The 25,793-nt window shown below is 56.7% G+C and carries 23 protein-coding genes; 8 read left to right on the top strand and 15 right to left on the bottom strand.

The genetic code is table 11. The features are described from left to right. The first annotated feature begins 53 nt into the window (after window positions 1-53). Complete coding sequence (locus ACIQT8_RS08290) at window positions 54-1,313, top strand: TIGR03862 family flavoprotein (protein WP_400964853.1); 1,260 nt, start codon at window positions 54-56, stop codon at window positions 1,311-1,313. On the opposite strand, the gene ACIQT8_RS08285 is transcribed toward ACIQT8_RS08290, so the two are convergent. From ACIQT8_RS08285 to ACIQT8_RS08240, 10 genes are all read right to left on the bottom strand, one after another. Next, on the bottom strand, window positions 1,307-2,251 hold the full coding sequence (locus tag ACIQT8_RS08285) for a 2-hydroxyacid dehydrogenase (RefSeq protein ID WP_400964699.1): 945 nt from the start codon (window positions 2,249-2,251) through the stop codon (window positions 1,307-1,309). The two genes, ACIQT8_RS08290 and ACIQT8_RS08285, sit on opposite strands and share 7 nt — an antisense overlap. A gap of 132 nt (window positions 2,252-2,383) precedes the next feature. Then, the gene (locus ACIQT8_RS08280; RefSeq protein ID WP_400964698.1) at window positions 2,384-4,732 is read right to left on the bottom strand and encodes a polysaccharide biosynthesis tyrosine autokinase; all 2,349 of its coding nucleotides are present in this window, start codon (window positions 4,730-4,732) and stop codon (window positions 2,384-2,386) included. Between the two features lie 113 nt (window positions 4,733-4,845). Then, window positions 4,846-5,751, bottom strand: a complete 906-nt coding sequence (locus tag ACIQT8_RS08275) for a UTP--glucose-1-phosphate uridylyltransferase (protein WP_400964697.1) — start codon at window positions 5,749-5,751, stop codon at window positions 4,846-4,848. A gap of 50 nt (window positions 5,752-5,801) precedes the next feature. After that, window positions 5,802-6,797, bottom strand: a complete 996-nt coding sequence (locus ACIQT8_RS08270) for a glycosyltransferase family 2 protein (protein ID WP_400964696.1) — start codon at window positions 6,795-6,797, stop codon at window positions 5,802-5,804. After that, window positions 6,797-7,741 carry a glycosyltransferase gene (locus ACIQT8_RS08265; protein WP_400964695.1) on the bottom strand — a complete coding sequence of 315 codons (945 nt, stop codon included), beginning with the start codon at window positions 7,739-7,741 and terminating at the stop codon, window positions 6,797-6,799. The genes ACIQT8_RS08270 and ACIQT8_RS08265 overlap by 1 nt, the downstream gene beginning before the upstream one ends. After that, window positions 7,741-8,736 (bottom strand): glycosyltransferase family 2 protein, encoded by a 996-nt coding sequence (locus ACIQT8_RS08260; protein WP_400964694.1) that lies wholly within the window; start codon window positions 8,734-8,736, stop codon window positions 7,741-7,743. Before ACIQT8_RS08260 ends, ACIQT8_RS08265 begins: the two co-directional genes overlap by 1 nt. 16 nt (window positions 8,737-8,752) lie before the next feature. After that, window positions 8,753-9,934, bottom strand: a complete 1,182-nt coding sequence (locus tag ACIQT8_RS08255) for a glycosyl transferase family 1 (protein WP_400964693.1) — start codon at window positions 9,932-9,934, stop codon at window positions 8,753-8,755. A gap of 73 nt (window positions 9,935-10,007) precedes the next feature. Next, the gene (locus ACIQT8_RS08250) at window positions 10,008-10,799 is read right to left on the bottom strand and encodes a glycoside hydrolase family 16 protein (protein ID WP_400964692.1); all 792 of its coding nucleotides are present in this window, start codon (window positions 10,797-10,799) and stop codon (window positions 10,008-10,010) included. 4 nt (window positions 10,800-10,803) lie between these two features. After that, window positions 10,804-11,952 carry an acyltransferase gene (locus ACIQT8_RS08245; RefSeq protein ID WP_400964852.1) on the bottom strand — a complete coding sequence of 383 codons (1,149 nt, stop codon included), beginning with the start codon at window positions 11,950-11,952 and terminating at the stop codon, window positions 10,804-10,806. Between the two features lie 373 nt (window positions 11,953-12,325). Then, window positions 12,326-13,804: a lipopolysaccharide biosynthesis protein gene (locus ACIQT8_RS08240; protein WP_400964691.1), complete on the bottom strand. Its 1,479-nt coding sequence runs from the start codon at window positions 13,802-13,804 to the stop codon at window positions 12,326-12,328. A 119-nt stretch (window positions 13,805-13,923) separates the two neighbouring features. Between ACIQT8_RS08240 and ACIQT8_RS08235 the strand changes: the two genes are divergently transcribed. After that, on the top strand, window positions 13,924-14,889 hold the full coding sequence (locus ACIQT8_RS08235) for a glycosyltransferase family 2 protein (RefSeq protein ID WP_138792004.1): 966 nt from the start codon (window positions 13,924-13,926) through the stop codon (window positions 14,887-14,889). Window positions 14,890-14,940: 51 nt separating this feature from the next. Continuing rightward, window positions 14,941-15,891, top strand: coding sequence for a polysaccharide pyruvyl transferase family protein (locus ACIQT8_RS08230; protein ID WP_400964690.1), 951 nt, complete (start codon window positions 14,941-14,943; stop codon window positions 15,889-15,891). Window positions 15,892-15,947: 56 nt separating this feature from the next. Here ACIQT8_RS08230 and ACIQT8_RS08225 read toward each other — a convergent pair whose 3' ends face one another. Beyond that, complete coding sequence (locus ACIQT8_RS08225; RefSeq protein WP_400964689.1) at window positions 15,948-16,940, bottom strand: glycosyltransferase family 2 protein; 993 nt, start codon at window positions 16,938-16,940, stop codon at window positions 15,948-15,950. A 125-nt stretch (window positions 16,941-17,065) separates the two neighbouring features. Next, window positions 17,066-17,350: an exopolysaccharide production repressor protein gene (locus ACIQT8_RS08220; RefSeq protein WP_262528527.1), complete on the bottom strand. Its 285-nt coding sequence runs from the start codon at window positions 17,348-17,350 to the stop codon at window positions 17,066-17,068. A 147-nt stretch (window positions 17,351-17,497) separates the two neighbouring features. On the opposite strand from ACIQT8_RS08220, the gene ACIQT8_RS08215 reads away from it, so the two are divergent. Continuing rightward, window positions 17,498-17,989, top strand: coding sequence for a DUF6074 family protein (locus ACIQT8_RS08215; RefSeq protein WP_400964688.1), 492 nt, complete (start codon window positions 17,498-17,500; stop codon window positions 17,987-17,989). A gap of 101 nt (window positions 17,990-18,090) precedes the next feature. On the opposite strand, the gene ACIQT8_RS08210 is transcribed toward ACIQT8_RS08215, so the two are convergent. After that, window positions 18,091-18,981: a tetratricopeptide repeat protein gene (locus ACIQT8_RS08210; protein ID WP_138792008.1), complete on the bottom strand. Its 891-nt coding sequence runs from the start codon at window positions 18,979-18,981 to the stop codon at window positions 18,091-18,093. Between the two features lie 121 nt (window positions 18,982-19,102). Continuing rightward, window positions 19,103-19,318, bottom strand: a complete 216-nt coding sequence (gene rpsU / locus ACIQT8_RS08205) for a 30S ribosomal protein S21 (protein WP_138792009.1) — start codon at window positions 19,316-19,318, stop codon at window positions 19,103-19,105. A 317-nt stretch (window positions 19,319-19,635) separates the two neighbouring features. Here rpsU and ACIQT8_RS08200 point away from each other — a divergent pair, with 317 nt between their 5' ends. From ACIQT8_RS08200 to ACIQT8_RS08185, 4 genes are read left to right on the top strand one after another with little or no spacing between them, the layout of a single operon-like run. Next, a complete protein-coding gene (locus ACIQT8_RS08200; protein ID WP_138792010.1) occupies window positions 19,636-20,889 on the top strand; it encodes a sarcosine oxidase subunit beta family protein in 1,254 nt (417 codons plus the stop codon). Window positions 20,890-20,907: 18 nt separating this feature from the next. Then, entirely contained in the window at window positions 20,908-21,222 is a 315-nt protein-coding gene (locus tag ACIQT8_RS08195; protein ID WP_400964687.1) for a sarcosine oxidase subunit delta, read from the top strand. Continuing rightward, on the top strand, window positions 21,219-24,179 hold the full coding sequence (locus tag ACIQT8_RS08190) for a sarcosine oxidase subunit alpha (RefSeq protein ID WP_400964686.1): 2,961 nt from the start codon (window positions 21,219-21,221) through the stop codon (window positions 24,177-24,179). The genes ACIQT8_RS08195 and ACIQT8_RS08190 overlap by 4 nt, the downstream gene beginning before the upstream one ends. Continuing rightward, entirely contained in the window at window positions 24,172-24,726 is a 555-nt protein-coding gene (locus ACIQT8_RS08185) for a sarcosine oxidase subunit gamma (protein WP_400964685.1), read from the top strand. The genes ACIQT8_RS08190 and ACIQT8_RS08185 overlap by 8 nt, the downstream gene beginning before the upstream one ends. 10 nt (window positions 24,727-24,736) lie before the next feature. Here ACIQT8_RS08185 and ACIQT8_RS08180 read toward each other — a convergent pair whose 3' ends face one another. Continuing rightward, window positions 24,737-25,777 (bottom strand): DUF2332 domain-containing protein, encoded by a 1,041-nt coding sequence (locus tag ACIQT8_RS08180; protein ID WP_400964684.1) that lies wholly within the window; start codon window positions 25,775-25,777, stop codon window positions 24,737-24,739. Window positions 25,778-25,793 lie beyond the last annotated feature (16 nt).

Below are 25,793 nucleotides of genomic sequence, written 5' to 3'. Positions count from 1 at the left end.
CCCATGCAATATCGCATATATTCCGGCGCGCAAATCGGTATAAGGCAGCGATGATGGATGGTGACGGAGATAAGCACGTGACTGGCGTAAGGCAGATCGCAATCGTCGGCGGTGGACCGGCAGGTCTGATGGCAGCCGAGATGCTGTCGGCTGCGGGCCATGCTGTCACGGTCTTTGAAGCGATGCCGACGGTCGCAAGAAAATTGCTGATGGCGGGGAAATCCGGCCTTAACATCACCCATTCCGAGGACTACGAAAACTTCGTTCACCGATTTGGTACGGCCGAACCGCGTCTGCGTACCGCACTCGATGCTTTTACGCCTGCCATGCTGCGTGACTGGGCGCTGGGTTTGGGGCAGGAAACCTTTACAGGAACATCGGGCCGTGTCTTCCCAACGGTGATGAAAGCGTCGCCACTGTTGCGAGCGTGGTTGTCACGGTTGGAAATGCAGGGCGTTGTCATCAAGACGCGCCACCGTTGGACAGGATTTTCGGGCGACAGTCTTCGGTTCGAAACACCGGCTGGACCGATGAACGCCACGTTCGATGCCATTTTGCTGGCGCTCGGTGGAGCCAGTTGGCCACGCCTTGGCTCGGATGCTGCCTGGGCTCCGTGGCTCGCCGAGAAGGGTGTTGTCGTCTCTCCCTTCCGCCCGGCCAACTGCGGTTTCGACGTCGACTGGAGCGAGACATTTCGCGAGCGTTTCGCCGGTGACGCTTTGAAATCGGTTGTCGCCATTTCCAGTGCTGGTGCGTTTCCGGGCGAGTTCGTCGTCACCAGACATGGTCTTGAGGGCAGTCTCGTTTATGCACATTCGGCCGCACTTCGCGATCAATTGGACAAGACCGGAAAAGCTTCCCTCATCGTCGATCTGGCGCCCGGCCGAACGGTGGAGCGGCTTGGACGCGATCTGTCCAGGCTTGGTCGCAAGGAAAGCTTTTCCAACCGGTTGCGTAAGGGAGCCGGGCTTTCAGGGGTAAAGGCTGCACTGCTACGAGAGCTCTTTCCTGACATTTCCTCTCTACCGGCAGACCTTGTGGCCGTGCGGATCAAGCATGCCGAGATCCCACTGGCGCGGACAAGGCCGATTGACGAGGCTATTTCTTCTGCCGGCGGGGTCGCGTGGCAGGGCGTCAGAGACGATTACATGCTGGAGACGCTCCCCGGCGTCTTCGTCGCCGGGGAAATGCTTGACTGGGAAGCACCGACTGGTGGCTACTTGTTGACCGCCTGCTTTGCGACCGGAAAAGCCGCCGCCAACGGCATTGCGACATGGTGCAGGCAGGGTCTCTCAGACCGCGCGGATCAGTAACCGCGCGCCATATCCACTGTCTCAGGCAAGACACCTGTGGTCCGCCACTTGCCGATATTGGCAGCAACGATCCTTGCCGAACTTTCGCGGCTGGTGGGCGCGGAAATATGCGGCAAAACGGTCACTTTCGGGTTTCGCCAGAGCGCAGACGACTGCGGTAATGGTTCCTGATCGAAGACATCGAGCACAGCATGCGACAGCTTGCCGGTATCGAGTGCTGCGGTGAGATCATCGGTTACGATGACAGGGCCACGCCCGAAATTGATGATCTCTGCACCGTCCTTCATCACGCCGATGCGGTCGGCGTTAATAAGGCCACGTGTATCGTCTGTAAGCGGTACCAGGCAGACAAGAATATCGCTTTTTGCAAGCAGGCTGTTCAATCCGGTTTCGCCAGTCAGCGTTTCCACATTGGCAATTGATTTTGGCGATCGGCTCCATCCTGCGACATTGAAGCCGGCGTCCAGAAGTCGTTCGGCGGCAACAGCACCGAGAGCACCAAGTCCCAGCAAACCGACGGTGACATCTTGCGGATGGCGGTAATCCAGGTCCTTCCAGATGGCATTCTGCTGATTGTTGCGATAGGCGGGCATATCGCGCTGCAGATAATAGGTCCATGCCAGCACTGCTTCCGCCATCACGCGTGACAATTCAGGATCTTTCAGCCGAACGATCGGTGGTGCCTTTTGCCCGAGTTCGAGGACCAGCCGCTCAACGCCTGCCCACAGACTGTGAATCCATTTAAGCCCCGGTAAAGCTGCGATATCGGCTGGGTCAGGATTTGCGACGATTGCCAGTTCCACCGCCTGTTTCTGTTCTTCACTCAGTTCGGAAAAGGAAAGAATGGTTTCCTCCGGCATGGCCGCGCGAAGGGCGGTTTTCCAGATGGTTTCGGATTCCGAATCCGATCGGGAAACAAAGGCAATGGGTGTCGGCATGAGAAATTCTGTCCTGCTCATTGATGCGATTTGATTGGGCACCATCAATGCGCAATTTGCGCGCCAAATCCACACGCAAAAATGAAATCCGACAAAGAAACGGCCCGGTCAGGTGCCGGGCCGTTCTGGTCTTTATGCTGGTTCCTTGGCGGGCTGTTTGGCGTCGCCGTAATACGCCGCAAATTTCTCGTGATAGTGCTCCGAACCGCCCGGTCCAGCGTAGCGTTGCAACTCGGTCATGTCGGTCTTGTTCAACACGATACCGAGCGTCTTATTGGCGATTTGCGGTTCGTTGGCCATCACGTTCTGTACCATCTGGATCGGCGTCTTGCCCCATTCGGTCACGAACACGAAACCATCCACCTGCGATGCGAAAGCCTTTGCATCGATCACTGGAACGACCGGTGCCAGGTCGACGATGATGTAGTCACACGCTTCGCGTGCGGCATCGATGAACTTGCGCATGCCAGATGACGACAGAAGTTCACTGGAATGGGCGAACTGGTTGCTGGTTGAAACAGGAAGAATGCCCATTTTCGTACGGCTATCGACCTTGACCGCCTGCGTCCAGGGAACCTCGTCGAGGACCACTTCCACAAGACCAGCAGATTGACGCGTGGTGAGCATGCGGCTGAGACCCGGGTTGCGGATGTCGGCGTCCACCACCAGTGTGCGTTTGCCAGTTGATGCGATCAGCCCCGCGAGGTTGAGCGCGACGACAGATTTACCTTCGTTCGGCAGGCAGGAAATCACGCCAATGACCCGGCATTGGCGCTCCTGAATGACAACGTCCGCCGTCAGCTTCACATTGCGAAGCGTTTCGGCAAAGCTCGAGCGCGGGCTATCGACGGCAAGACGGAGCATCTTCTGGAACGAGACCTGCCCGTTGGCGTCGATGGTTGCATTTTCACCACCGGGGGTCGCGGCGCTGTTTCCTGGCTTGGCAGCCTCGACACCACGCTCACCGATGAATGGCAGGTAGCCCAGGAAACGCATACGCAGATTGTCGCGCACATCGTTGCCAGTGTGGAAGAAGCGGTCGCGGAACTCGAGCAGTGCTGCGACCCCGCCACCCAGCATCAAGCCAAGAATGACCGAAAGCGCCATCGTCATGGTTTTCTTCGGGCTGGAAGGCGAGGTCGGAAGTCCGGCTTCTGAGATGACGCGGGCCTTGGCAATCGGGAACGACTGCTTTTGCGCGGCTTCTTCGAAGCGTCCGAGATAGGACTGGTAAAGCGTGCGCAACGCCGTGGCACGCTGATCCAGTTCACGCAGTTGGACCATCGTCATGTTGGTCTGCGAGTTACGTCCTGCGACGCGATCGATGTTTTCGCGAAGCGACTCCACGCGGGAGTTGGCCACGTCATATTCATTCTTGAAGCTGCCGGTAAGCTGCTGCAGTTCCTGGAAGATCTGACGCGCAACTTCTTTCTTCTCACCGTCAAGCGCGACCGCCTGCGGGTGATCGGCGCCGAACTGCTCGACGATCCCCTTCTGACGGTCGGAGATGGTGATGTAACGCTTGCGAAGATCCTGAATGACGGTGTTGTCAGTGTCACGGGCCGAAACGACCGCGTTGTCCACGGCGGCATCTGGGCCGCGGTCGATGATCGACCTATATTGGTTGTAGCGTGCGGAAGCGGTAGCGGCATCGGCCTGTGCGGCAATAAGCTGGCCGTTGAGATCGGCAAGCTGGCCTTCCGAAATCAGTTCGCCGCGCGAGGAGATGATGTTGTTGTCTGCCTTGAATTTTTCAACGGCAAGTTCGGCGGCCTGGGCACGCTGATTGAGGTCGCTGAGGCGTTCCTGCAACCAGACAGAGGCGCGCTCACTGGCATCGAAGTTGGCGTTGAGCTGCTCCGTCAGATAGGCCTGTGCATAGGTCTTGGCAATCTGTGCGGCGAGCTGACGGTCGGTGGACCGCGTCGAGATTGCGATCACGGAACTGCGTCCAACGCGTTCGACGGTCAGCGATTGCTGGAGAACGGCGGCGGCCTTTTCACGGCGTCCAGCACGGAGTGCGGCTTCGGAGACTGGCGGCTCGCCCGGCGTAAGCAGATTTACAATGCCACGCACGGACGATTTCACCAGTTCGGCCGGCGACATCGGCGGATTGACGATTGTGTCGTTCTCATCGAACTTCGCCTTGTCGACGACGGTCAGCGCCATTTCCTTGGATTTCAAAATTTCCACGGCGCTGGCAATACGGTTGTCGACGATCTGGGCTGCCGGGACCGGTGATTCCTCTTCCGCATAACGAGACAGGCTTTCATCCAGAAGGACCTGCGTCATCGCGGTATAAACAGGGGTTGCAAGCACCAGATAAAGGCCAGCCAACACCATGCTGGCGACCACACAGGCGGCAATCACGTTGGCGCGACGCATCACGGCCGCCCAGAGGCGATCGAGGTCAATGAAGGTGTCGGCATCCTTGCCCTGATCGGCAAAATTGATGTTGGATTTAAAGGTCTTGTGGTGCATGGACCTACCTTGTGAACTAAAAAATGGCGCGGGAAGCCAAGCCTTGCTCGCCTTCCCGCCTCCCGTTGTCTCGGCGCGGTCAGGGATCAGAAATCCCACCGCGCGTGGTGATGTCAGGCCGCCTGAACGCGGCTTTCATGGTTGGCGACCAATTCCTTGATCGAAGCCAGAACCTGTTCTTCCATATCCGCACGGAGCAGCGAAAATGCGACGTTGGCGGCAATAAAGCCCTGCTTGCTGCCGCAGTCGAAGGTACGACCAGTATATTTCTGAGCGTGGAACGCCTGCTTTTCAGCCAGTCGTTTCATGCCGTCGGTCAACTGGATCTCGTTGCCTGCACCGCGCTCCTGCCTCGCGAGAATGTCGAAAATCTCTGGCTGCAGAATGTAGCGGCCATTGAGATAGTAATTCGACGGTGCCTTGGACGGTTCCGGCTTTTCGATCATTTCGGTGACGGAAAAGCCGTGGCTGACCTTCGCGCCCACGCCAACAATGCCGTAGGAGGAGGTTTCCGCCGGAAGGCATTCCTCGACGCCGAGGATGTTGCCGCCGACTTCGTCATAAAGCTCCATCAGGCCGGCTATGCAGCCGCGTGCGCCGTAAGAAACCATGTCAGGCAGAAGAAGGGCAAAAGGTTCGTGGCCAACCAGTTCGCGAGCACACCAGACGGCGTGGCCGAGACCGAGCGGCACCTGCTGGCGGGTATAGCTGACCGTGCCTGCTACCGGCAGCATCTTCTCAAGCTGGAGCACCTGCACCGTCTTGCCGGAGCGGGTCAGCGTGTTGATCAGTTCCGGTGCGCTGTCGAAATAGTCTTCGATCGCGGTCTTGTTGCGGCTCGTGACAAAGATGATGTGCTCGATACCTGCCTGCATGGCCTCGTCAACGGCATATTGCACGACGGGCCGATCGACGATCGTCAGCATTTCCTTCGGCATTGCCTTCGTTGCGGGCAAAAAGCGCGTGCCGTTTCCGGCAACGGGAATAACGGCTTTTCTGACAGTTTTCTTCATGTCCATCGCGTTCTCCTTCATCAAGGTTTTGATCTGTCCCCAGTCCCTTGCAAACTTTATGAAATCTGTCTTTTCACCCCTGTGTTTGCTGCGGGCGAAAAAAGTGCCTCCCGCAAGCGTCGTAACCGTACGGCGACCGGCATTCTCAAATGACCGATGACCGCAGGATCTTTGATGGTCGTTTTCAGGACGCCAAGAATAGACCGGCGCTTGATGTCCTCGACCAATGTCAGAAAGTTGAAGGCAAGGCTCAGGCTGCGACTTCTGGCCTTTTGCGCATCCATGGCGGCGGGCAGCAATGTGTAGTGGCTGAGAAAATCTCGGTCGGCCTTCATCATCGCTTCGACGTGACTGATTTCCAGCACGCGCGAAATCGAGCCCTCGCGGATGTTGTAGATATAACCAGGCTTCGGCTCGATAACGCAGAGGCCGCCAGCGGCCAGTGCCGAAGCAAGCAGGATGTAGTCTTCGCCAATGCGAATTTCCTCACGGAAACGCAGTGCGTTGTCGTTGAGAAAATCCCGGCGGAACATCGGTTTCATGTAGCCGAAATTGAAGGTCGTCCGGAAAAGAACGTTTGATCCGATAAACTGCTCAAGCGTCAGAACCGGCATGTTTTCGAGCATGTCTTCCGGAAACATCGTATCCATCGGGCGGTCGTCCAGATAGACGACGTCGAGATTGTCGACGGCGATAGCGGCATTGGCAGCTTCTGCCCGAGATACCATGCAGGCGGTGCGCTCCGGGCGGATGACGTCATCAGCATCGAGCACTGCAATCCAGCGCCCTGTCGCAGCATCGATGCCTGCGTTACGGGCGCCGCCCGGACCACCGTTTCGTTCAAGTGCAATGAGCTTTACGCGCGGATCGCGGCCACCGATTTCAGCGACGATGGATCGCGTTTCATCGCTGGAACAATCGTCCACAACGAGGATCTCCAGGTCGACATCCTTTTGCTCAAGCGCGCTCTGAATGGCCGCGGTAATGGTGTCGGCGGCATTGTAAGCGGCAATCACGAAGCTGACGTCCGGCTGCGAAATCTGGTTGTCCATCAGATCGCCTCCACCGTTCCGTATTGGCGGATTTCGCGTACGCCGAACGCGCCGCTGGCTGAGCCCAGATGTAATGCGCCGCGCAACGCATACCGATTGCGACGAACCGCATCGAAGCTGCTGAGTGCAGCAAATGTCGCACAATAAAGCACCTTGGAGCCAGCCGTCAGCATCTGCATGACACGCCGGATGCCCGGTTTCTTTTCCGCAAGCACGCGGCCATGGGTCTGTCCCGAGCGGAAGCGGCGTTTGGCGAGCCACATGAAGCTGGCCCGGCTTTCCGGAACGGGTTCTGACAGCATGGCATTTTCAGCGAAGGCGATCTGCCCGCCTGCTGCATGCATGTAGGAGAAGAAATGTGTGTCCTCGCCACCGCTCTGGCCAAGCGCGAGGGCAAATCGTCGGCCCTTTACCGGCGGTGCATCCATTTTCAGAAGTGTGTTGCAGGTGTAGCCAGTGATGATGTTGCCATTGACCCAGACGGGCACAGTGGAGTGAAAATCGCCGCGTTTCATCCAGCCAGGAGCATTGTCGCGATAGACGGCGGTAACCGGCCCGAGAACCGCTTCGGCGCCCGTTTCATGCGCTTTTTGCAGAAGAGCTGAAAGCCAATGAGGCGGTGCTGTTTCATCGTCATCGATAAATGCCAGGTAGTCGGCCTTGCATTCGGAAAGGCAGGCATTGCGGGCAATCGAAATGTTCGACTTGGGGCAATGCACGTAGGTGATTTCGAAAGGCGCTGTCTTGCGCAGCCGTTCGACACTGGCTTGCGCACTCGGTTCCGCGTCATTGTCCGCGACGATCAGGCGAATTTTCACATCCTGAGGAACGTCCAGTTCGAACAATGACAGAAGTGTGGCGACCAGTGCGGGGCGTCTATACGTGCAGATGCCAATGTCAACGGTGGTCACAGAATTCGGTTGGATGACGGTTGTGTCGTTCATCAGGCAGCCTTTTTTCCCCGGAATTTCAGGAGTTCCAGCCAGAAGCCGGTGGACCAGGCGAAGTGCATCACCATGGCTGAGAAGGCCGCGAGTGGGCCGTATGGGTTTTTCTGACCTATAGCCATCCACAAGCCATAACCGAGACATGCGGCAATCCAGAGGCCAAGCGGAATAAGAGCGACCCAATGATAGAGGGACAGCAGGGCAAAGACGAAAACCGGCAGCACGGCCAGCGGGATCATCTGGCGGATTTTCGGAATGGAGCGGTGCTTCAACAGGTTCTTTGCGCGGCCACGGCCATAAGCCAGATATTGTTTGAAGAGCGGCAGGACACTGGAGCGTGGATAATAGGTCATGCGTGTCTTGTCGGTCATCCAGATGCGGAAGCCTGACTTGCGCAGACGGAAATCCAGTTCCGCGTCTTCATTGTGGCTGAATGTTTCATCGTAACCGCCCACGGCATCGAAAGCGGCGATCCGCATCAGCGCGTGGTGACCATGGTCGATCCAGTGACCTTTGGCACCTTCCCGGTGTTTGGAGCCGCCATTACCGAGCTTGGAGTTCTGCGCCATGGCCGTGGCCTTCTGGAAAAGACCATGGCCCACGGTGTCCATCGCAACCACAACGGAATCGGCACCGGTGCGTTCCGCGTCCTCGATGAGACGCAGGCAGTAATCGTCAGGATAATCGCCATGTGCATCGATACGGATGAGGTAGTCGTAATCCTGGCCGAACGTCGAAACGGCAAGGTTGATACCCGCACTCTGGATACGTTTGGGATTGGGAAGCAGCGTCACGCGCTCATCGTTTTTGACAAATGCATCCACGATGTCGCGGGTCCCATCCGTGCTGCCACCATCGGCCACCACGACCCGGAAATTTTTTCCGTCCATCATGCCAGTAAACTTATGCAGCAGCGCCTCGATCGTCTTTGCCTCGTTGAGGCAAGGAATAACGATCAATGTCCGGATCTTGGAATTTACGCGACTTTCCATGACTTGCCCCCACGCATTACACAGTTGAAAAGGCCGCTTCACTGGCATGGCCCGAAGCGGATTTGGTCAGGTTGGAAAGTTTGTGGACCAGGAGACGGCAATCGTCTCGGTCCGTCAGCCACTGTTTTTCGTCCTGCGCAGCAAGTGTCTCGAACGCGGCAGAGTAGGTTTCCGGCGTCATCGCACTGAAAAGCGCGGCAAGGTTTGTAGGTGTCGCGTCCGGCAGGGTGAAGCCGATATTGCGTTTCTGGATGAAACGGGCGGTTTCTGTGCCTGTTACGGCAATGGGAAGCGCGCCATGAAGGCAGCCCTCATAAAGCCGGTTGGGCAACAGCCAGCTCGAGTTCTGGCCCTCTTCGAAGAAATCGATAGCCCAGGTGAACTGCACTTCATTGTAGATCGAAGCCAGTTGCTCGGGGTTTTTGTAAGGACCGTGGAAATGAAGGTGCGGTGTGTTTTTTACACAACCATCAAAATCCGAAAATTCGGAATAGGCGGGGCGGCCACGCAGAATGACCTCGACCTTTCCATCCATTTCCCTGGCGAATGCGGCAAGTATTTCCAGCGATTTGCGGCAGCGCAGTGCACCGAACCAGCCGATTTTCCATGGTTGGCCGGCTTCAGGAAGACGAGGGCGGGGTTTTTCCCGTGTGACGGTATCGAGTGCCAGAACCTTGTTTTCCTGCAGCAGAACGGGCAAATCGAGGCCGGAAATCGGCTTGAAATAATGCTCCACAAAAGCCGGAGAACTGGTCATCAGAAGTTTTGCGTCGCGTGCGAAATAAAGCTGTGCGGCGTTGAGGGCCTTGCCCACCTTGCCTTGGTTTAAAAGCAGGCGGTGAATGTCGAGGCATTCGTAAACAAGCGGTACGTCGCCTCCGTAGAGCGCGAGCGCGCGTTTTGCCAGTGCCAGCATTTCCAGATTGCGCGCGATGACGACGTCAGGGCGTGCAATCCCTTGCAGTTTCCCGCCGAGCGAAAGGCTAGCAAGCACCACGGCCTTCACACGCTGCGGAAATTTTCCGTCTGCGGTCTCGCCGAGTGCGATTGGGCGAACCCCTTCGATATCCGTGAGCTGGTTTTCTCCGCGGCGGAAACCCGCCAGCGTAACCTGCGCGCCGCCTGCAATCAGTGTCAGAACCCGCCGTCGAATGGCGGGATCAGACAGATCGTGCGCGAGATAAAGAACATGGGTCATAAAATCGTCCTGGCTGGGATCTGGACCTGAAAGACGTCGAGGCTCATGCTTGGGCACCAAAAGTCGCTTGCGCTCAATTCAACGCGCAAGCGATCGACTCGGAGAATTGGCATTTGTCGCCGAGCGCGGTGAAGGCGACGCGGTCAACCGTCATTTGTGTGGCGCCCGAATATGAAAAGGCGCCCATCCAGTCCTTGAGCGTATCGGTGCCCCACAGGCTGAAGAAAATCTTCTGCGCATTTTGCGGAATTTTTTTCGGGTCGGTCACTTCATGCACGAGCGTGCCGTTGACGTAATAACGCAGGCGTTCCGGCTCCCAGACAAAAGCGAAGTCATTGAAGCCGGCATCTGCGCCACCGGCCACGGGAACGAGCTTTTCATTGCCGCCCTTACCGGAAATATACTGGTTGAGCTGCACCTTCGCCGAGTTCTTGCCCAGCACTTCGAAGTCGATTTCGTCGTGCGGCTTTTTATCGGTCGGGCCGATATAGGTGAAGAATGCCGAGTTGAGGCCGGAGCCGGTCGCAGCCTTCACACGCGCCTCATAGGTTCCGTAGCGGTATCGTCCCTTGGTCTGGATTTCGCCGCAGGAATACTCGCGGTCGCCGACTTTTCCCTGCTGAAAACCGAGCTGAAGTTGGCCATTTTCCACGCGGGCAAGCTTTTTCGACCAGGTACAGTTCTGGTGCGCACCATTTGACCAGCCGTCCGAGACGTACCAGAAGCTACGGTCCATGGCGTCGAAGTTCTCGACGAAGGAGGCACCGTTGCCTTCCTGAGCCTGGCCTGGTGTTGCAAGTGGCATAGCAAGCAGCAATGCGGAAAGAAGAAGGTGCGGTCGAACGCGCGTCGCAAATTGTGTCATCGGTTCACCTCTGGCGTTGCGAGTAAAGTGTTTCTGACCGGGTGGGCATTGGCGGAGATGCCGGCTTTGTCGCGGAATCGCCAGTGATCTTGCGCTTGCCGCTGCGGCTCCCGGTCAAAAGGGCGTAGAGAGCTGGCAGGTGTTTGCGGACCTGCGTGTTGCTGACGACGAGGATGACAAAAGCCACCAGTGTCGCGCCGACATAGAAGGCAGGATAGAAATCAGGCCCTGCCTTGTTCCAGACCATCCACATCAAAACGAGAAGCGGATAGTGGGCGCAGAAAATCCAGAAGCTCAGGCTTCCCGTCTGCGCAAGACGCTGCCCAAGCCTGCTGCGGATCAACAGGGCGGAAGATGCCCAGAAGCCGATGGCACCGAAAACGGCCAGCAGGTTGCGTGACAGGCTCAGCCAGAAGGTAAATTCCGGTCCGGTGAAATATAGGCCGGTGGCAAGGGCCGCAGAAGCAACGAGTGTCAGAAGCATGATCGGCAAAGCAAAAGGATCAAGCGCTTTGACATCAACCCGATGCAGGGCGAGCGCGATACCGAGCGAGAAACTGAACAGAATCGATTTTTTCTGGACGATGAAGATCGTCACGTCCGGAACGGCGGTGATGAGCAGCAACACGGCAAGTGTCGGTAGCGCAAAACGCCGCATCAGGAATGCCAAGATAGGAGACAACAGAATGCAGGCGAAAAGATCGCGTAAAAAATAGAGCGGTACATTCACGGGCAGCGTTTCGATGGCCATGCCGTGACTGACGATTTCGCGCGGAGTGGCGTTCCAGATATCCGGAAAATAGCCGACGCTGAGGTCAAAATGCTGGAGCAGCATGATCGCCAGAAACAGCGCTCCGTTCCACAGCAGAAACGGCAGCAGCACCGTTTTCGACTTGGACCGTATCGTAGCAGGATAGTCGAATTCACTCATTCCGCGACGGAACAGCAAATAGCCGGAGATCGCGCTCAGGCACGGCACACCGATCCGAAACAGGGCGTCGCCGAGAAAAACGCGAAGCCAGTCGAAGAAGCCATAGAGACCCAGAAACGGGCTCGTGTCGGGATCGTGCGGCACATGGACAAACACGATTCCGGATATCAGCAATATACGCATCAGGTTGATACGGGAGGATAGGTTCTGATCGACCGTCACATCAGTCACCCCTATTTATGCGGCGTCCACCCACGCCGCGTTGCAACCAGAGCGAACCTAAGTCCGCCTGGCAAAGTCTGTTTTCGACTTGAGGGTAAAATGTGGCGACGCAGGAAAAAGACAAGCTAAGATTTTGTGGGTAATTGTCTGTCTTTTTCCGATTTTTATAGGAAAAATTATATTAAGTATCTGAATTAAAACGTTTTGTTTTTATTTTTATTGCAGGTCGAAAATTGCTGTCGCGCAATGAATTATCATCCGTCATAATGTTGCAATGCAAAAAACACACCTGTTTCGTCACGCTTCTGTGAAGGCGTGCGCCGCGAACAGGGGGTGTTCGCGGCGAAAATGGGGCGCAGGCAAGATGCTGTTTTTAACTCTGGGTTGCGGGTTCTCGCGTACGTCGCGCTTTGACCATGCCGAGAATTTTTTGCAGCAAGGCTCGTTCTGTCAGGATAACGAGGACACCGTAGATCAGCCCGCCTGCGGCCGCGCCGACGAGAACCTGCAGGGTTGCTCCCTGAATGCGATCACCCATAAACTCAAGCAGATAACGCACACAAATCGCCATCACCAGCGCCGAGATCATAGGCCTGCTGCTGACATAAAGACCGCTGAAAAACGGGGTGTCGCTGGCCTTGAAGACCGCCCAGGAATAGGCGACGAGGGTGACGGCGTTGACAATGCAAAGCCAGACCATAGCGTCGATCAGGGTGCCGTAAAGTGCTGCGATCCAGACCGCCGCCGTGGTGACAACGGCGCGAATCGTCGCCGACCAGAACAGGACACGTCCGTACCCGGCGCCTTTCAGATAGGGAATGAAAGTGCTGCAGGGCGTCAGGATCGCCTTCGAAAGGGCCAGCAGTCCAAGGACGGGCCAGGCATAAGCCCAGTTCGGGCCGAAGATCACCAGCATGGCGGGTTCGGCGACAGCCCAAAGACCGAACATCATGGGGGCGAGCAGCACGGTCAGCACCTGCGTGCTGAACATCAGCGCATCGCGCCGCCGCTGCGGGTCGTCCATCATTCGACTGAAAGCCGGAAAAAGCACGCCCATGACGGCAGACAACACGACCTGGTTGGGTATGCTGGCGAACCGGTTGGAAGCAGAATATGCGCCCGCGTCGGCAAGCCCGAGATGTCTGGCAATGATGACCATCGGCGACTGAAAGGTGACGAAATTGGCGATTTCGGAGCCCATCAGACCAGAGCTGAAACCAAGAAGCGGCACCAGTCGACGTGGTTTCATGACAAAGCGTGGGCAATAATGAGACACGGCATAAAGGCCGATCAGTCGTATCAGGGCCGCGGCAAAAAGCTGGATGATCAGCGCCCAGACGCCGAAACCCATGAAAGCGAGAGCCACAGCAACCACCGCAGCAATGCTTTCCGAAAGCATGCTCCAGACGGCGTCCTTGCTGAAATTCATGCGCCGGGCAAGAAGCGAATAAGCGACATCGCCCGCCAATTGCAGCGGAATGAGAAAGGCCATGATGCGCAGCAGATAAGCACTTTCCACGGCGCCGAGCAGTCCGCCGAAGAACTCTGCCCAGGTGTATAGGATGGCAGCCATGGTGCAGGAAATGGCGAGATTGGCCCAGAAGACAGTATGGATCGTGTCCATATCCTCTTCTTTTTCGACGATCAGAGCGGAGGTCAGCCCCGCTCCGGCTATCATGGTCAGAAATTGTACGACGGTTAAGCCGACAGCAACAACGCCGAATTCTTCGGGCGACAGCAATCGCGCCAGAATGGGAACCGTGACAAATTTAAGCCCGAATGTCCCTGTTTTTGACAGGACGCTCCATCCGACATTCGTGGTGATAGATTTTATATTTGGAGCTGGGGGCATACGTGCATCCTGTTTCTGGAGGCCGGCGAGGGAGGAAAGCCGGTTGGGAGTTGCCGATACCATCGGGTCCGCTGAACAATCGGACCCGAAACTTCTTGATCAACGCAAGGGGCGAAACAATGGCAAGATTTACAGTCGTTATTCCCTATTATCAAAAGCAGCATGGAGTCCTGGGTCGCGCCCTGGCATCGGTGTTTGCGCAGACCTATCAGGACTTCGATCTTGTCATCGTCGATGACGAGTCGCCATACCCGATAGAAAACGAACTCGCTGATCTCACGACAGCCGAGCAGGACCGGATCACCGTCATCAAGCAGGCGAATGCCGGCCCTGGCGGTGCGCGCAACACTGGCCTGGATAATGTTCCGGCGGCAAGTGCCTATGTTGCATTTCTTGATTCCGACGACATCTGGATACCAGATCATCTGAAGAATGCAGCCCACGCGCTCGATACATATGAGGGCGAATGCTATTGGGCTTCCATGCAGGCAAGTGACGAATTTTATTACCATTTCGCCATTTCTGAGCTGGAAAAAAATGAAGGTGCGGCGCGCCTTTCGGAGCGGCCATTGCTGATCGAGCTACCCGATCTTGCGAGTGTCATGCTGCGGAACTGGAGCTTCCTGCATCTTTCCTGCATGGTCATCGGTCGGCGGCTTTTCGAAAACATCCGTTTCGATCCGGCGCTCAGGCTGGCGGCTGAAGACGTGCTGTTTTTTTGCGATTGCATCCTGGCATCGCAACGCACACTGTTGTGTGACGATGCCGGCGCAATGCGTGGTATGGGCGTCAATATCTTCCACAGCATCGACAACACCTCGCCGGAATTTCTGCGGCAGCAGTTCAATACATGGGTTGCGCTCGACACGCTGGAGGGTCGTTTTTCCCGACGCCCTGATGACGTTGCCTCGATCGCTTCCTATAAAAACACGGCACGCAAACAGGCGCTCTGGAGCCAGGCAGGCAAACTGAAACAGCGCAAAGTTCCCGAATTCGGGTTGCTTCTGAAGTGGGCGATTCGCGATCCGGCAATTCTTCGGGCCGCGTTTCAGCTTGGAGCAGGCAAAATTGTCGGTTCTCGCTGAGTGAATTTTCGCCCGTAAGAATTTATATGTTTTTTATCGAGGAGTAACCTCATGAAACCTTACCACTGGGAATCGCATCACGGCAATTTCGGTGACGATCTCAATCTCTGGCTCTGGGATTTCCTGCTTCCGGGCCTGCGCGACGTTCATGACGACGTTCTGCTTGTCGGTGTCGGCACCGTGCTAAACGATGTCCTGCTACCGACCAGACAGCGCAAGCTCGTTATTGGCAGCGGATATGGGTACGGCGCGGTGCCGGATGTCAGTACGGGGCTGTGGGACATTCGTTGCGTGCGCGGCGAAAAAACTGCTGCAAAGCTCGGTCTCGCTCCTGAAATGGGCATTGTAGATCCGGCTGTCATGGTCACCGAGATGCCTGACTTCAAAGGTCTGCCCAAGGTGCACAAGAAAACCTTCGTTCCTCACTGGGAATCGGCGGAGTTCGGCATGTGGGAAACGGTATGCGAACCTGCTGGCCTTACCTATCTCGATCCGCGTGGCGAGGCGAAGTCGGTCATCCGCGCCATCGCACAGTCTGAATTCATCGTCGCCGAATCGATGCATGGCGCGATCCTTGCCGATGCCTTCCGTGTGCCGTGGGTCGCCGTCACGACATCGACTTCGATCAACAGCTTCAAGTGGAGCGATTGGGCAGGCACCGTCGACGTCAAATACGAGCCGCGTTATGTGCCGGTGTCGACACGTGCCGAGGCAGCCAAGAAGGGGTCACGTTTCTGGGGCATGAATTTCCCACCACCAGCACCGGTCGCCGTCGTTGAACACGAGGTTGCGGTTAGGGATGAGGGTGATGTGCTGGTGCGCGAGCAGCCGGTGCAGAAACCGCTCCGCAAGCTAGCCAAGCAGGTGCTTGCCGCACCCTCGACGCTGGCGCTCTGGCAGGCCAGCCGGGCGGAACCTCGTCTTAGTCCCGATGGCAGGCTGGAGGAACGCAAGGAGCGTTTTGCAGCGGTGCTCGAAACGATCAAGCGCGATTATCTTTAAATTCGTCTGTAGGAATCAAAGAAAAAGCCGGTGGGGTAACCACCGGCTTTATTGCGTCAGGATATGGGGGTTCCGGTCAGCAGGTACCGAATGTCGCTGATCTGTTGCGGGGATCGGCGGAACCGCGCCGTCTTGTCCTTCCAGATGCCGCTTGTGATGGCGGGGACGGCAGGCAAACGGCTGAGCGCATGGCCAAGCGCCCCACCCATGCCCTTCTGCTTTTTCGTATCGAGGAAATGGCGCAGCTCAAACTTGCTGCGAATATGCCTCTCATGCTCGCGCAGAACAGCTTTTTCTGCGGCAGAAAGATTGGCGGCGGCAAGGATAGCCCTGTCGGCCTCGTATAGCAGACGCAAATCCTCCGTGCGATGTCGGCCACTCAGGGAGTTGCCGCGTACGATTGCGCCATAACCGCAGTGACGGATCACCTTGTAACGGGCGCCGGCGGCAAGGGCTCTGACATAGAGCTCATAATCTTCGCCGAGACGCATGGCTTCATCGTAACGCAACGCATTCCTGTCGAGAAACGACCTGCGGATGACCGGTTTCAGGAAGCCGGTTTCGCCGCGTTCGACACCGGGCCTGGATATGTTGCCTTCGACGAACTCCTTCAGCGACAAAAAATGCGACTGCGGCTCGAAGCTTTCTGGAACCATCGAGGATGCACCGGCGACTGTCTGCTGAATGAAGGCGATGTTGTCAGCAACCATGTCCCAGTCATCTTCTGCCAGCATGGCGGCAAACCGGCCCTTGAAGAAGAAATCGTCGGCATCGAGAATGCTGATAAGCGGTGCAGAGGAAATGGAGATTGCATGGTTGCGCGCAGCCGACGGGCCACGATTGGTGTCGAATCGCGAAACCTTCAGGCGGCCGGTGCCATCGTCCGTGGCATGGGCCACATCACTGGTTTTATCGGAAGATCCATCGTCTATCACCACAACCTCAGCCACTTCCGGCTCGGCAAGAGCTGAGCGGATAGCAATGGCAATCGTGTCGGCCGCGTTCTTCGCAGCGATAATGACGCAAATGGACTGGGAACCGTTGGCCATTTCATACCCTTCTGCTTCTGCGTTGTGGTGAGGATTTGGCCAGCAGAAAGTGTCAGGGGTGTGGATGCAACCGATAAAAAATTAGGGGTGAGTTTAGAGAGGGGGCTGAATGGTTCAGAGCGGCGCTACATGTCCGTCAATTTGGCGCCGGAATGCGGAACACCCTTGATGCTGTCTGAAGACGCATTTTCAGCACTTCGTTCTCTCTGAAAAGGAGAGGCGTCTCGGAGCTGCTTTTTTTCACGCGCTACAAGAACAAGAATACCGATGAAGTAGCCGACTTGAAGAACAACGGCAGCAATCAGGGTTTGAATAAACGCCGTATAAAACGAGCCATGAATGAAGTAGGTCGCAACCGCAAAGACGAGCAAGGCACCGATCATGCTGACGAAAACACGCGGTGCATACATGGTGCTCTCCTCCCGAGAACGATTGCTCCGTTTTTGGCTGCGAGATTTCATGGCTTTTCTTGACTGAAATATACGATGAGACAGGTGCTGTTTCAACACACTTATACTTCTTCTATCTTCGGGGGCATGAAATTTTGGTAATGTGAATTGGTAAATTCAAACGTAACGGTCGGCGATGTGCTTTGTCCGGCCGTTAATTTCGCGCCGACGCCGGAACCTCAAAATGTAAAAATCCGGTCGAAAATGAAACGTTTAGGCGAAGCTGCACCTGCAGAAGCCACGCATTTCAACCTTTCGCGCCTGCCTCCAGACTTCGTTAACCATATCGCCTTTAAAAAGTCGGGATTGATTCCTCGAAGAGTAGGTGCCCGCGTGACGACGAATTCGGAAATAATCGCCTTCCCGGCCAAAAATCGCATTGCTGATGTAAAACGCTGTGCTGTTATGCTCGATCGTCTGCACGGGGCGGAAGCCAATGATTTCTGGCGAAACGAGTGCCGGGAACTCGCCGCGCACCTGACCCGGATCGGCTATGAGGATGCCGCGATGCGTCAGGAAATCATGGAATTCCAGGAGGCCGTTCAGGCTGAGCTTTGGGCCAATGTACTGGCACCGGAAGCGCGTCGCGACAGCAACTGAGCTCCAATCCGCGCCTCGAGCCCATCGGCGGATATTCGACAGTATTCAAACAAAAAAGCCCGGAATATCGTTCCGGGCTTTTTTGTTGGTTTTCGTAGATATCAGGACGCGCCGCGCGTACGCGCAATGCCGTCGAGAGCCGGTTTGTACTTCGGGTCAAGACGTGCGGCATGGGAATAAGACTTGGCAGCCTTGGCAGTCTCGCCGCGGCGTTCGTAGACCAGTGCCTGGTTAGCCCAGGATTCGGCTATCTTGTCGTCCAGAGAAATGGCGTGGTTGAAATCGGCGAAAGCATTTTCGTCGTCATTGAGTGCAACGTAGGAAAGGCCACGGCCGTTGTAAGGCTCCGGCGACGTCGACGACAACGAGATGGCCTTGGAAAAGTCCTCGATTGCCTGCGCGTGCTGATTGCGAAGCTGATAGATCAAGCCGCGGTTGTGCCAGGCGCGTCCGTCGGTCGTTTCCAGTTCGATTGCACGCGAGAAATCGTTGAAAGCCTCGTTTACACGTCCCGACTGGCGATAGAGATTACCGCGTCCGATCAGGGCAACGTCATAGCTTGGATTGATCTGCAGCGCCGAATTGTAATCCTGCAGGGCCTGCTGCTGCTGTCCCGAGTTACGATAGACAAGGGCGCGGTTCGCATATGCCTGATAGAAGCGCGGGTTGAGCTGGAGGGCCTTGTTGAAGTCCTCGATCGCGCGGCGCGAATCGCCGGAGCGGCCGTAAGCGGAGCCACGAACGTTGTAGCCTTCCGGATCTTGCGGATTGGCGTTGATGACCGATGTCAGCGAGGCGATGTTTTCCTGCGAACCCTGGGCGCGGTCGATCCGGAATACGTCTTCCGTCTGCTTGGACGTGGCGCAGCCTGCAAGGGTTGCAAGCATGGCGCATAGAATGACTGGGGAACGGAACCGTTTGTTGTTCTTTATCGACACCCGGTGCGTGGAGACATCGGAGTTTTTCACAACACAAGCATCAACAGCGGTCATTCGATATGGGTTCCCTCGCACGCCGGTCTCTTTGGACGTCCCCGGCTTCAAACAGAAAAAGCGGCGGCGACAATATCGCCTCCGCCCAACAAGCACTCAAAAACGTCTAAAAGACGGCCTATCAGCGGCCAGCAACCAGACCTTCGCGCTGTGCACGCTTGCGTGCCAGCTTGCGAACGCGGCGAACCGCTTCAGCCTTTTCACGAACGCGCTTTTCTGAAGGCTTTTCAAAGTGATCACGCATCTTCATTTCACGGAAAACGCCTTCGCGCTGCAACTTTTTCTTCAGAACGCGGAGCGCCTGATCAACGTTATTATCGCGGACTAGTACCTGCACGTGAAACACATTCCTTTGGTTTTGGCTATGTTGCTGTGGGAATCTGGGACATTCGCACGCAAACAAGAAAAGTTTGGTTTGGCCACGAAGGCCGTACGATTGAGCGGGCGTATAACAGATAGTTCACCTTAAGTCCAGCTATAAGTCCAAAAGCGCCGGAAAACGCGGCTTTTTGGCACTTCAGCGAGGCATGTCAAAACAAAAGCATGGTCGCGTCGCAAAATGAATATTGCCTGCGATTTCGATTTGTCATGTGTATGATATCGCCGGGCCGGTGTGTCCGACCTTCGATCGTTTTGTCTGGGAGCAGTCTGCGAATGCGCAAATATTCCGTTTTTGCCGTGGCCCGTGAGGCCCTGCGCGGCCACAAGGGCTGGGACGCGCAATGGGCGTCGCCGGAACCTCGCAAGGAATATGATGTCATCATCATCGGTGGTGGCGGTCACGGTCTTGGTGCCGCCTACTACCTTGCCAAGGAGCATGGCATCACCAATGTCGCCGTGCTTGAAAAAGGCTGGCTTGGTGGCGGCAACAGTGGACGCAACACCACCATCATCCGCTCCAATTATCTTTATGAAGAGAGCATGGACATCTACGAGCATTCCCTGAAACTTTGGGAAGGCCTGAGCCAGGATCTCAATTACAATGTGATGTATTCGGCGCGCGGCGTGATGATGCTGTCGCACAATATTCACGACCAGCAGTCGTTCAAACGCCATATCAATGCCAACCGGCTCTATGGAATAGATAATGAATGGCTGACACCGGAGCAGGCCAAGGCATATTGCCCCCCACTCGATATCTCCGGCAATGCTAGATATCCAATCAATGGTGCAGCATTGCAGAGGCGCGGCGGGACAGCACGTCATGACGCCGTCAACTGGGGTTATGCCCGTGCGGCCTCCGATCGCGGAGTCCACATCATTCAAAACTGTGAGGTGACTGCGATCCGCCGTGGGCCGGATGGCGCCGTAACGGGTGTTGATACCAATCGCGGCTTCATCGGTGCAAAGAAGATCGGGGTATCGGCTGCAGGTCACTCTTCTGTCGTTATGGCCATGGCGGACGTGCGGGTGCCGTTGCACTCCAATCCGCTGCAGGCGCTGGTTTCTGAGCCTTTGAAGCCGATTTTTCCCTGTGTCGTCATGTCAAATACGGTGCATGCCTATATCTCGCAGTCGGACAAGGGCGAACTGGTCATCGGCGCTGGCACCGACCAGTACAACTCCTATTCCCAGACAGGCGGCTTGCAGATCATCACGCACACGCTCGATGCCATCTGCGAGTTGTTCCCCATCTTCCGGCGCGTGAAAATGATGCGTCAATGGGGCGGTATCACCGACAACACACCTGATCGATCGGCGATCCAGAGCGTGACGCCGGTGCCCAATCTTTTCGTCAATTGCGGCTGGGGGACGGGTGGCTTCAAGGCAACACCTGGCTCAGCGCACCTGTTTGCGCATCTAATCGCACGTGGTGAGCCACACAGGCTCGCGGCCGGGTTGACGCTCGACCGTTTCCGGACCGGTCGGCTCATCGACGAGGCAGCGGCTGCTGCCGTGGCGCATTGAAGCAAAGGGGAAAACAAGATGCTTCTTATTCGTTGCCCCTATTGCAGGGAAGACCGCTCCGAGTTGGAGTTCCGATGGGCGGGTGAAGCCCATGTCGCCCGACCTGAAAACATCGCCGATATTTCCGACGAGGCTTTCGCGGAATTTTTCTTCATGCGTGACAATGACAAGGGCCTGGTTTTCGAGCGCTGGCGCCACATTCATGGCTGCGGTCGCTTCTTCAATGCTGCGCGAGACACGGTCAGCGACAGATTTTACATGACGTACAAGGCAGGCGAACCGAAACCGGACCGGGAAACGGTTTTGAATGCGCAAAAGGGAAGTCACGAATGAGCGGCGCTTATCGTATCAAGGGAGCAGGTCGTCTCACGCCGGCCAGAACTGCGCGCTTCACCTTCGACGGGAAGATCTATCAGGCGTTGGAAGGCGACACGGTTGCGTCTGCGCTGCTGGCGAATGGTGTGCACCTGATTGGCCGTTCGTTCAAATATCATCGTCCGCGCGGCTTTTTGTCTGCAGGTCCGGAAGAGCCGAATGCACTGATCGATGTTTCCCGCGACAGCCTGCGCAAACAGCCCAATGTGCGTGCGACCGTGCAGGAAGTTTTCGATGGCGCCATCATCGCGTCGCAGAACCGCTTCCCGTCCTTGTCGTTTGATGTCGGGGCGATCAATGATTTCTTTTCACCGATGTTTGCAGCGGGCTTCTATTACAAGACCTTCATGTGGCCGAAGGCTGCCTGGCACAAGATTTACGAACCTCTGATCCGTCGTGCTGCCGGTCTTGGCAATGCGCCGACGGAGCCGGATGCGGATCACTATTCATCCCGTTATGCTCATTGCGACGTGCTGGTTGCCGGTGGCGGTGTCGCGGGCCTGACAGCGGCGCTTGCTGCTGCAAAGACGGGTGCGAGCGTCATCCTCGCGGATGAAAATGCGGAAGTTGGCGGGGCGCTGCGTTTCGATACGGGAACGGTCATTGATGGTTTGCCTGGCTTTGACTGGGCGCAGAAGGTTTTTGGCGAACTCCGGTCCATGCCGAATGTGCGTGTTCTGACCCGCACCACGGCGTTCGGTTATTACAACCACAATTTTCTGGCTCTGGCGGAACGCGTCACGGATCATCTGGCCGTTCCGGCGAGGCACCAGCCGCGCGAGCGTTTGTGGCAGGTCCGCGCCAAGAAGGTCATACTGGCCGCAGGCGCGATCGAACGCCACATGGTGTTCGCCAATAATGACCGCCCTGGTATCATGCTGGCGTCGGCGGCACGCACCTACCTCAATCACTACGGTGTGGCGATCGGCGAGAACGTTGGCGTTTATACCGCGCATGATTCCGCTTATGAGACGGCATTCGATCTGAAAAAGGCGGGAGTGAAGATTGCCGCTATCGTTGACTGCCGTGAGGCCCCCGATCCGAAGCTTCTGGATGAAGCGAGGGCATTGGGCATCGAGGTGCTGGCGGGGCACAGCGTCTATGACACGGCAGGGCGCTTGCGCGTGTCGTCCATGACGGTCGGTCGCAACGGTGGATCGAACAAACGCAAGATTGCAATTGATGCGCTTGCGGTTTCTGCCGGGTGGACGCCATCTGTCCATCTCTTCTCACAATCGCGCGGAAAACTGAAATTCGATGTTGAGAACCAGCGGTTCCTGCCGGATATCCACGCTCCACAATCCGTTTCGATTGGTGCCTGTGCCGGGACCGACGAGCTGGACGAGTTGATTGCCGAAGCCTCTGCCGCAGGCGGCAGCGCTGCGGAATTTTCCGGCCAGAATGCACGAAGCTGGGCGGGCGGCATGATCGGTGCTGCGGAGGGCGCTGGTGAAGATACGGGCGTCAAGGCATTCATCGATTTCCAACATGACGTTTGCGCCAAGGATATCCGTCTTGCGGTGCGCGAAGGCATGCACTCCATCGAGCACATCAAGCGGTTCACCACAAACGGCATGGCGTCCGATCAGGGCAAGCTTTCCAACATGCACGGCCTTGCCATCGCCTCCGAAGCGCTGGGCAAAGACTTGCCAAAGGTGGGCCTCACCACGTTTCGTCAGCCATACACGCCGGTAACCTTTGGTACTCTCATCAATCATTCACGTGGCGCGCTGTTCGATCCGACCCGCAAGACACCGATGCATGATGAGGAGGCTGCGGCGGGTGCCGTCTTTGAGGACGTTGGCAACTGGAAGCGTGCATGGTTTTTCCCTCGTGCGGGCGAAGACCTCCATGAGGCAATCAATCGCGAGTGCAGGACAGTGCGCGAGACTGTTGGCGTCTTTGATGCTTCAACACTGGGCAAGATCGAGGTGGTTGGGCCTGATGCGGCAAAGTTTCTCAATCTCATCTATACCAACGCCTGGGACACGCTGAAGCCAGGCCGCTGCCGTTATGGCATCATGACCCGTGAGGATGGCTTTGTTTATGATGATGGTGTTGTCGGGCGTCTGGCCGAAGACCGCTTCCATGTAACAACGACAACAGGTGGTGCACCGCGCGTGTTGCAACACATGGAAGACTATCTGCAGACGGAATTCCCGGGACTGAATGTGTGGCTGACGTCTGCGACCGAACAGTGGGCGGTGATTGCCGTGCAGGGCCCGAAAGCCCGCGATGTTATTGCGCCCTTCGTTGAGGGGATCGATCTATCGTCGGAGGCCTTCCCACATATGGCGGTGGCAGAAGGCAAATTTTGTGGCGTCCCAACGCGGCTTTTCAGGGTTTCCTTCACTGGCGAACTCGGGTTCGAAATCAACGTGCCTGCCGATTATGGTGCGGCAGTGTGGCAAACGATCCGGGAACGTGCGGAAGCGGTGGGTGGTTGCCTCTACGGTACTGAAACCATGCATATCCTGCGTGCCGAGAAGGGCTACATCATTGTCGGTCAGGATACGGATGGCACGGTTACACCTGACGATGCCGGTCTCGGTTGGGCGGTTTCCAAGAAGAAGACTGATTTCGTCGGTATACGCGGCCTGAAACGCCCCGACCTTATGCGTTCCGGACGCAAGCAACTGGTTGGTCTTCTGACAAAGGATCCGCAGATTGTGCCGGAGGAAGGCGGACAGATCGTTGCTGACCCGAACCAGCCCAAGCCGATGACTATGCTCGGACATGTGACCTCCGCCTACTGGTCGGAAAACCTCGGCCGCTCAATTGCCTTTGCGCTTGTGGCAGACGGACGGGCGCGTGTAGGCGAGACCCTCTACATTCCGTTGGTCGATAAAACGATTGCCGCAGAAGTCACCGATATGGTGTTCTTCGACAAGGAAGGAGCCCGCCTCAATGGCTGAGACGCATCACGCAAAACGCAAGCTCGTGCTTGAGGATCTTCACGGTGGTTCGCCTGTCGTTTCGCTGAAGCCGGCTGCTCCCGCGTCCCGCATATCGCTTCGGGCGAAGAGTGAAACGGTTGCGGCTCTGTCGGGGGCGTTGGGACTTGCGTTGCCGGAAACATCCAAGACGTCGTCCACTTCGGGCCTGCGTTCGGCACTCTGGCTTGGGCCAGATGAGTGGCTGGTGATCGATCAGGCTGAAAGCGATCTGACAGCGGTGTTGTCTGGAGTTTCCGGCCTGTTTTCGACGACGGACATTTCTCACCGCAATGTTGCGATTATCGTGTCCGGTCCAGGCGCCGAGGCGGCGCTCAACGCCGGTTGCCCGCAGGATCTGTCATTGAACGTCTTCCCAGTCGGCGCCTGTTCACGCACCATTTTTGGCAAGGCTGAAATCGTCTTGCTGCGTGTTGCGGACGATACGTTCCGGCTTGAGTGCTGGCGTTCCTTCGCAGAATATGTTGGCGGTTTGCTGCAGGAAGCGGCAGGGGACGTGGTGGTTTAAAGCCGCCACGTCAGGCACCCCAACCACGCCAATCGATCCATCGCCCATGAAAATCGGCGCGACCGATTTCACGCTTTTCGCCCGAAGGCCAGAGTTGCAGTGTCAAGGAGGCGCCGCCGCGTCTGGTGTCGGCCTCCATCTGCAAACGGGCCAGCGGCGTATCATCTGTTGCGCGTTCGCCGGCTGCCGCAAACATGTCTTCGCCGATCTGCTTTCGCTCTTCCGGCAGATATTGCCAGGCGATTGAATGGAAAACCACGTGAGCTGCGTCATGAAACGATTTGGAAAGTCGTTGCTCGAGCCAATCCAAAGCGTCGGCTTTTTCGATCCCTCCACTGGTTTTAACGGCGATCCGCAAGGCACTTGCGGTGCGTTCAAGCCGATCGGGCTGGTCGGCCCAGATATAGGACATCAGTTGCAACCGATCTTCATGGGAAGAGGGATCAAGCGGACTGATGTCACAGCCCGCACGTTCGAGAATAGTGATCGGGGCAATGCGTGGCGATGGACCTCGCCATTCCGGAATCAGAACAACCTCCGAGTTTTCACCCCATTCAAGCCCGCCGAGACGGTAACGGTAGCGGTCGAACTGCAGGTTCAGTCCCGCACTGGCACCGACCTCGGAAAGTACCAACGATTTGACAGTCAATCGCGCAATCTCGAAAAAGCCCGGAAGCAACGCAGCTGACCTGCGCACTTCGTTCGTTTGTGGTGGAGATTTCAGGCGATCGAGAATAAAGGGGGCGTGAAACCGTAGAGCGCTTTCACATGTATCCCAGAGGGCATCCTCGTCATCCATCGCGATGGCGGTGAGAGGTTCGATCTTCTCGAGCAGGACAAGTGCATGCAAAGCACCAGCAAGGCGCAACGGAAGCGAATCCCCTGTTGAGTCAGGGTCGCTCACCCATGACAGAACTGTGGCTCCGACCTCCGTTTGACGATCCAGCCGCGCAGCGATCAGATTGCACAGCCTTGCCGTGAAAGGGGAGCCAAGACTGTCGCAGGCCTTGGCCTGTCGAAGGAAAGCTCGTCTCACTGCCTCATCATGCATGCATCCGTCTCCTTTG

The organism is Agrobacterium sp. NPDC090273, from assembly GCF_044772305.1.
Lineage (GTDB): Bacteria > Pseudomonadota > Alphaproteobacteria > Rhizobiales > Rhizobiaceae > Agrobacterium.
This window is presented reverse-complemented; position numbering and strand designations above follow the sequence as displayed.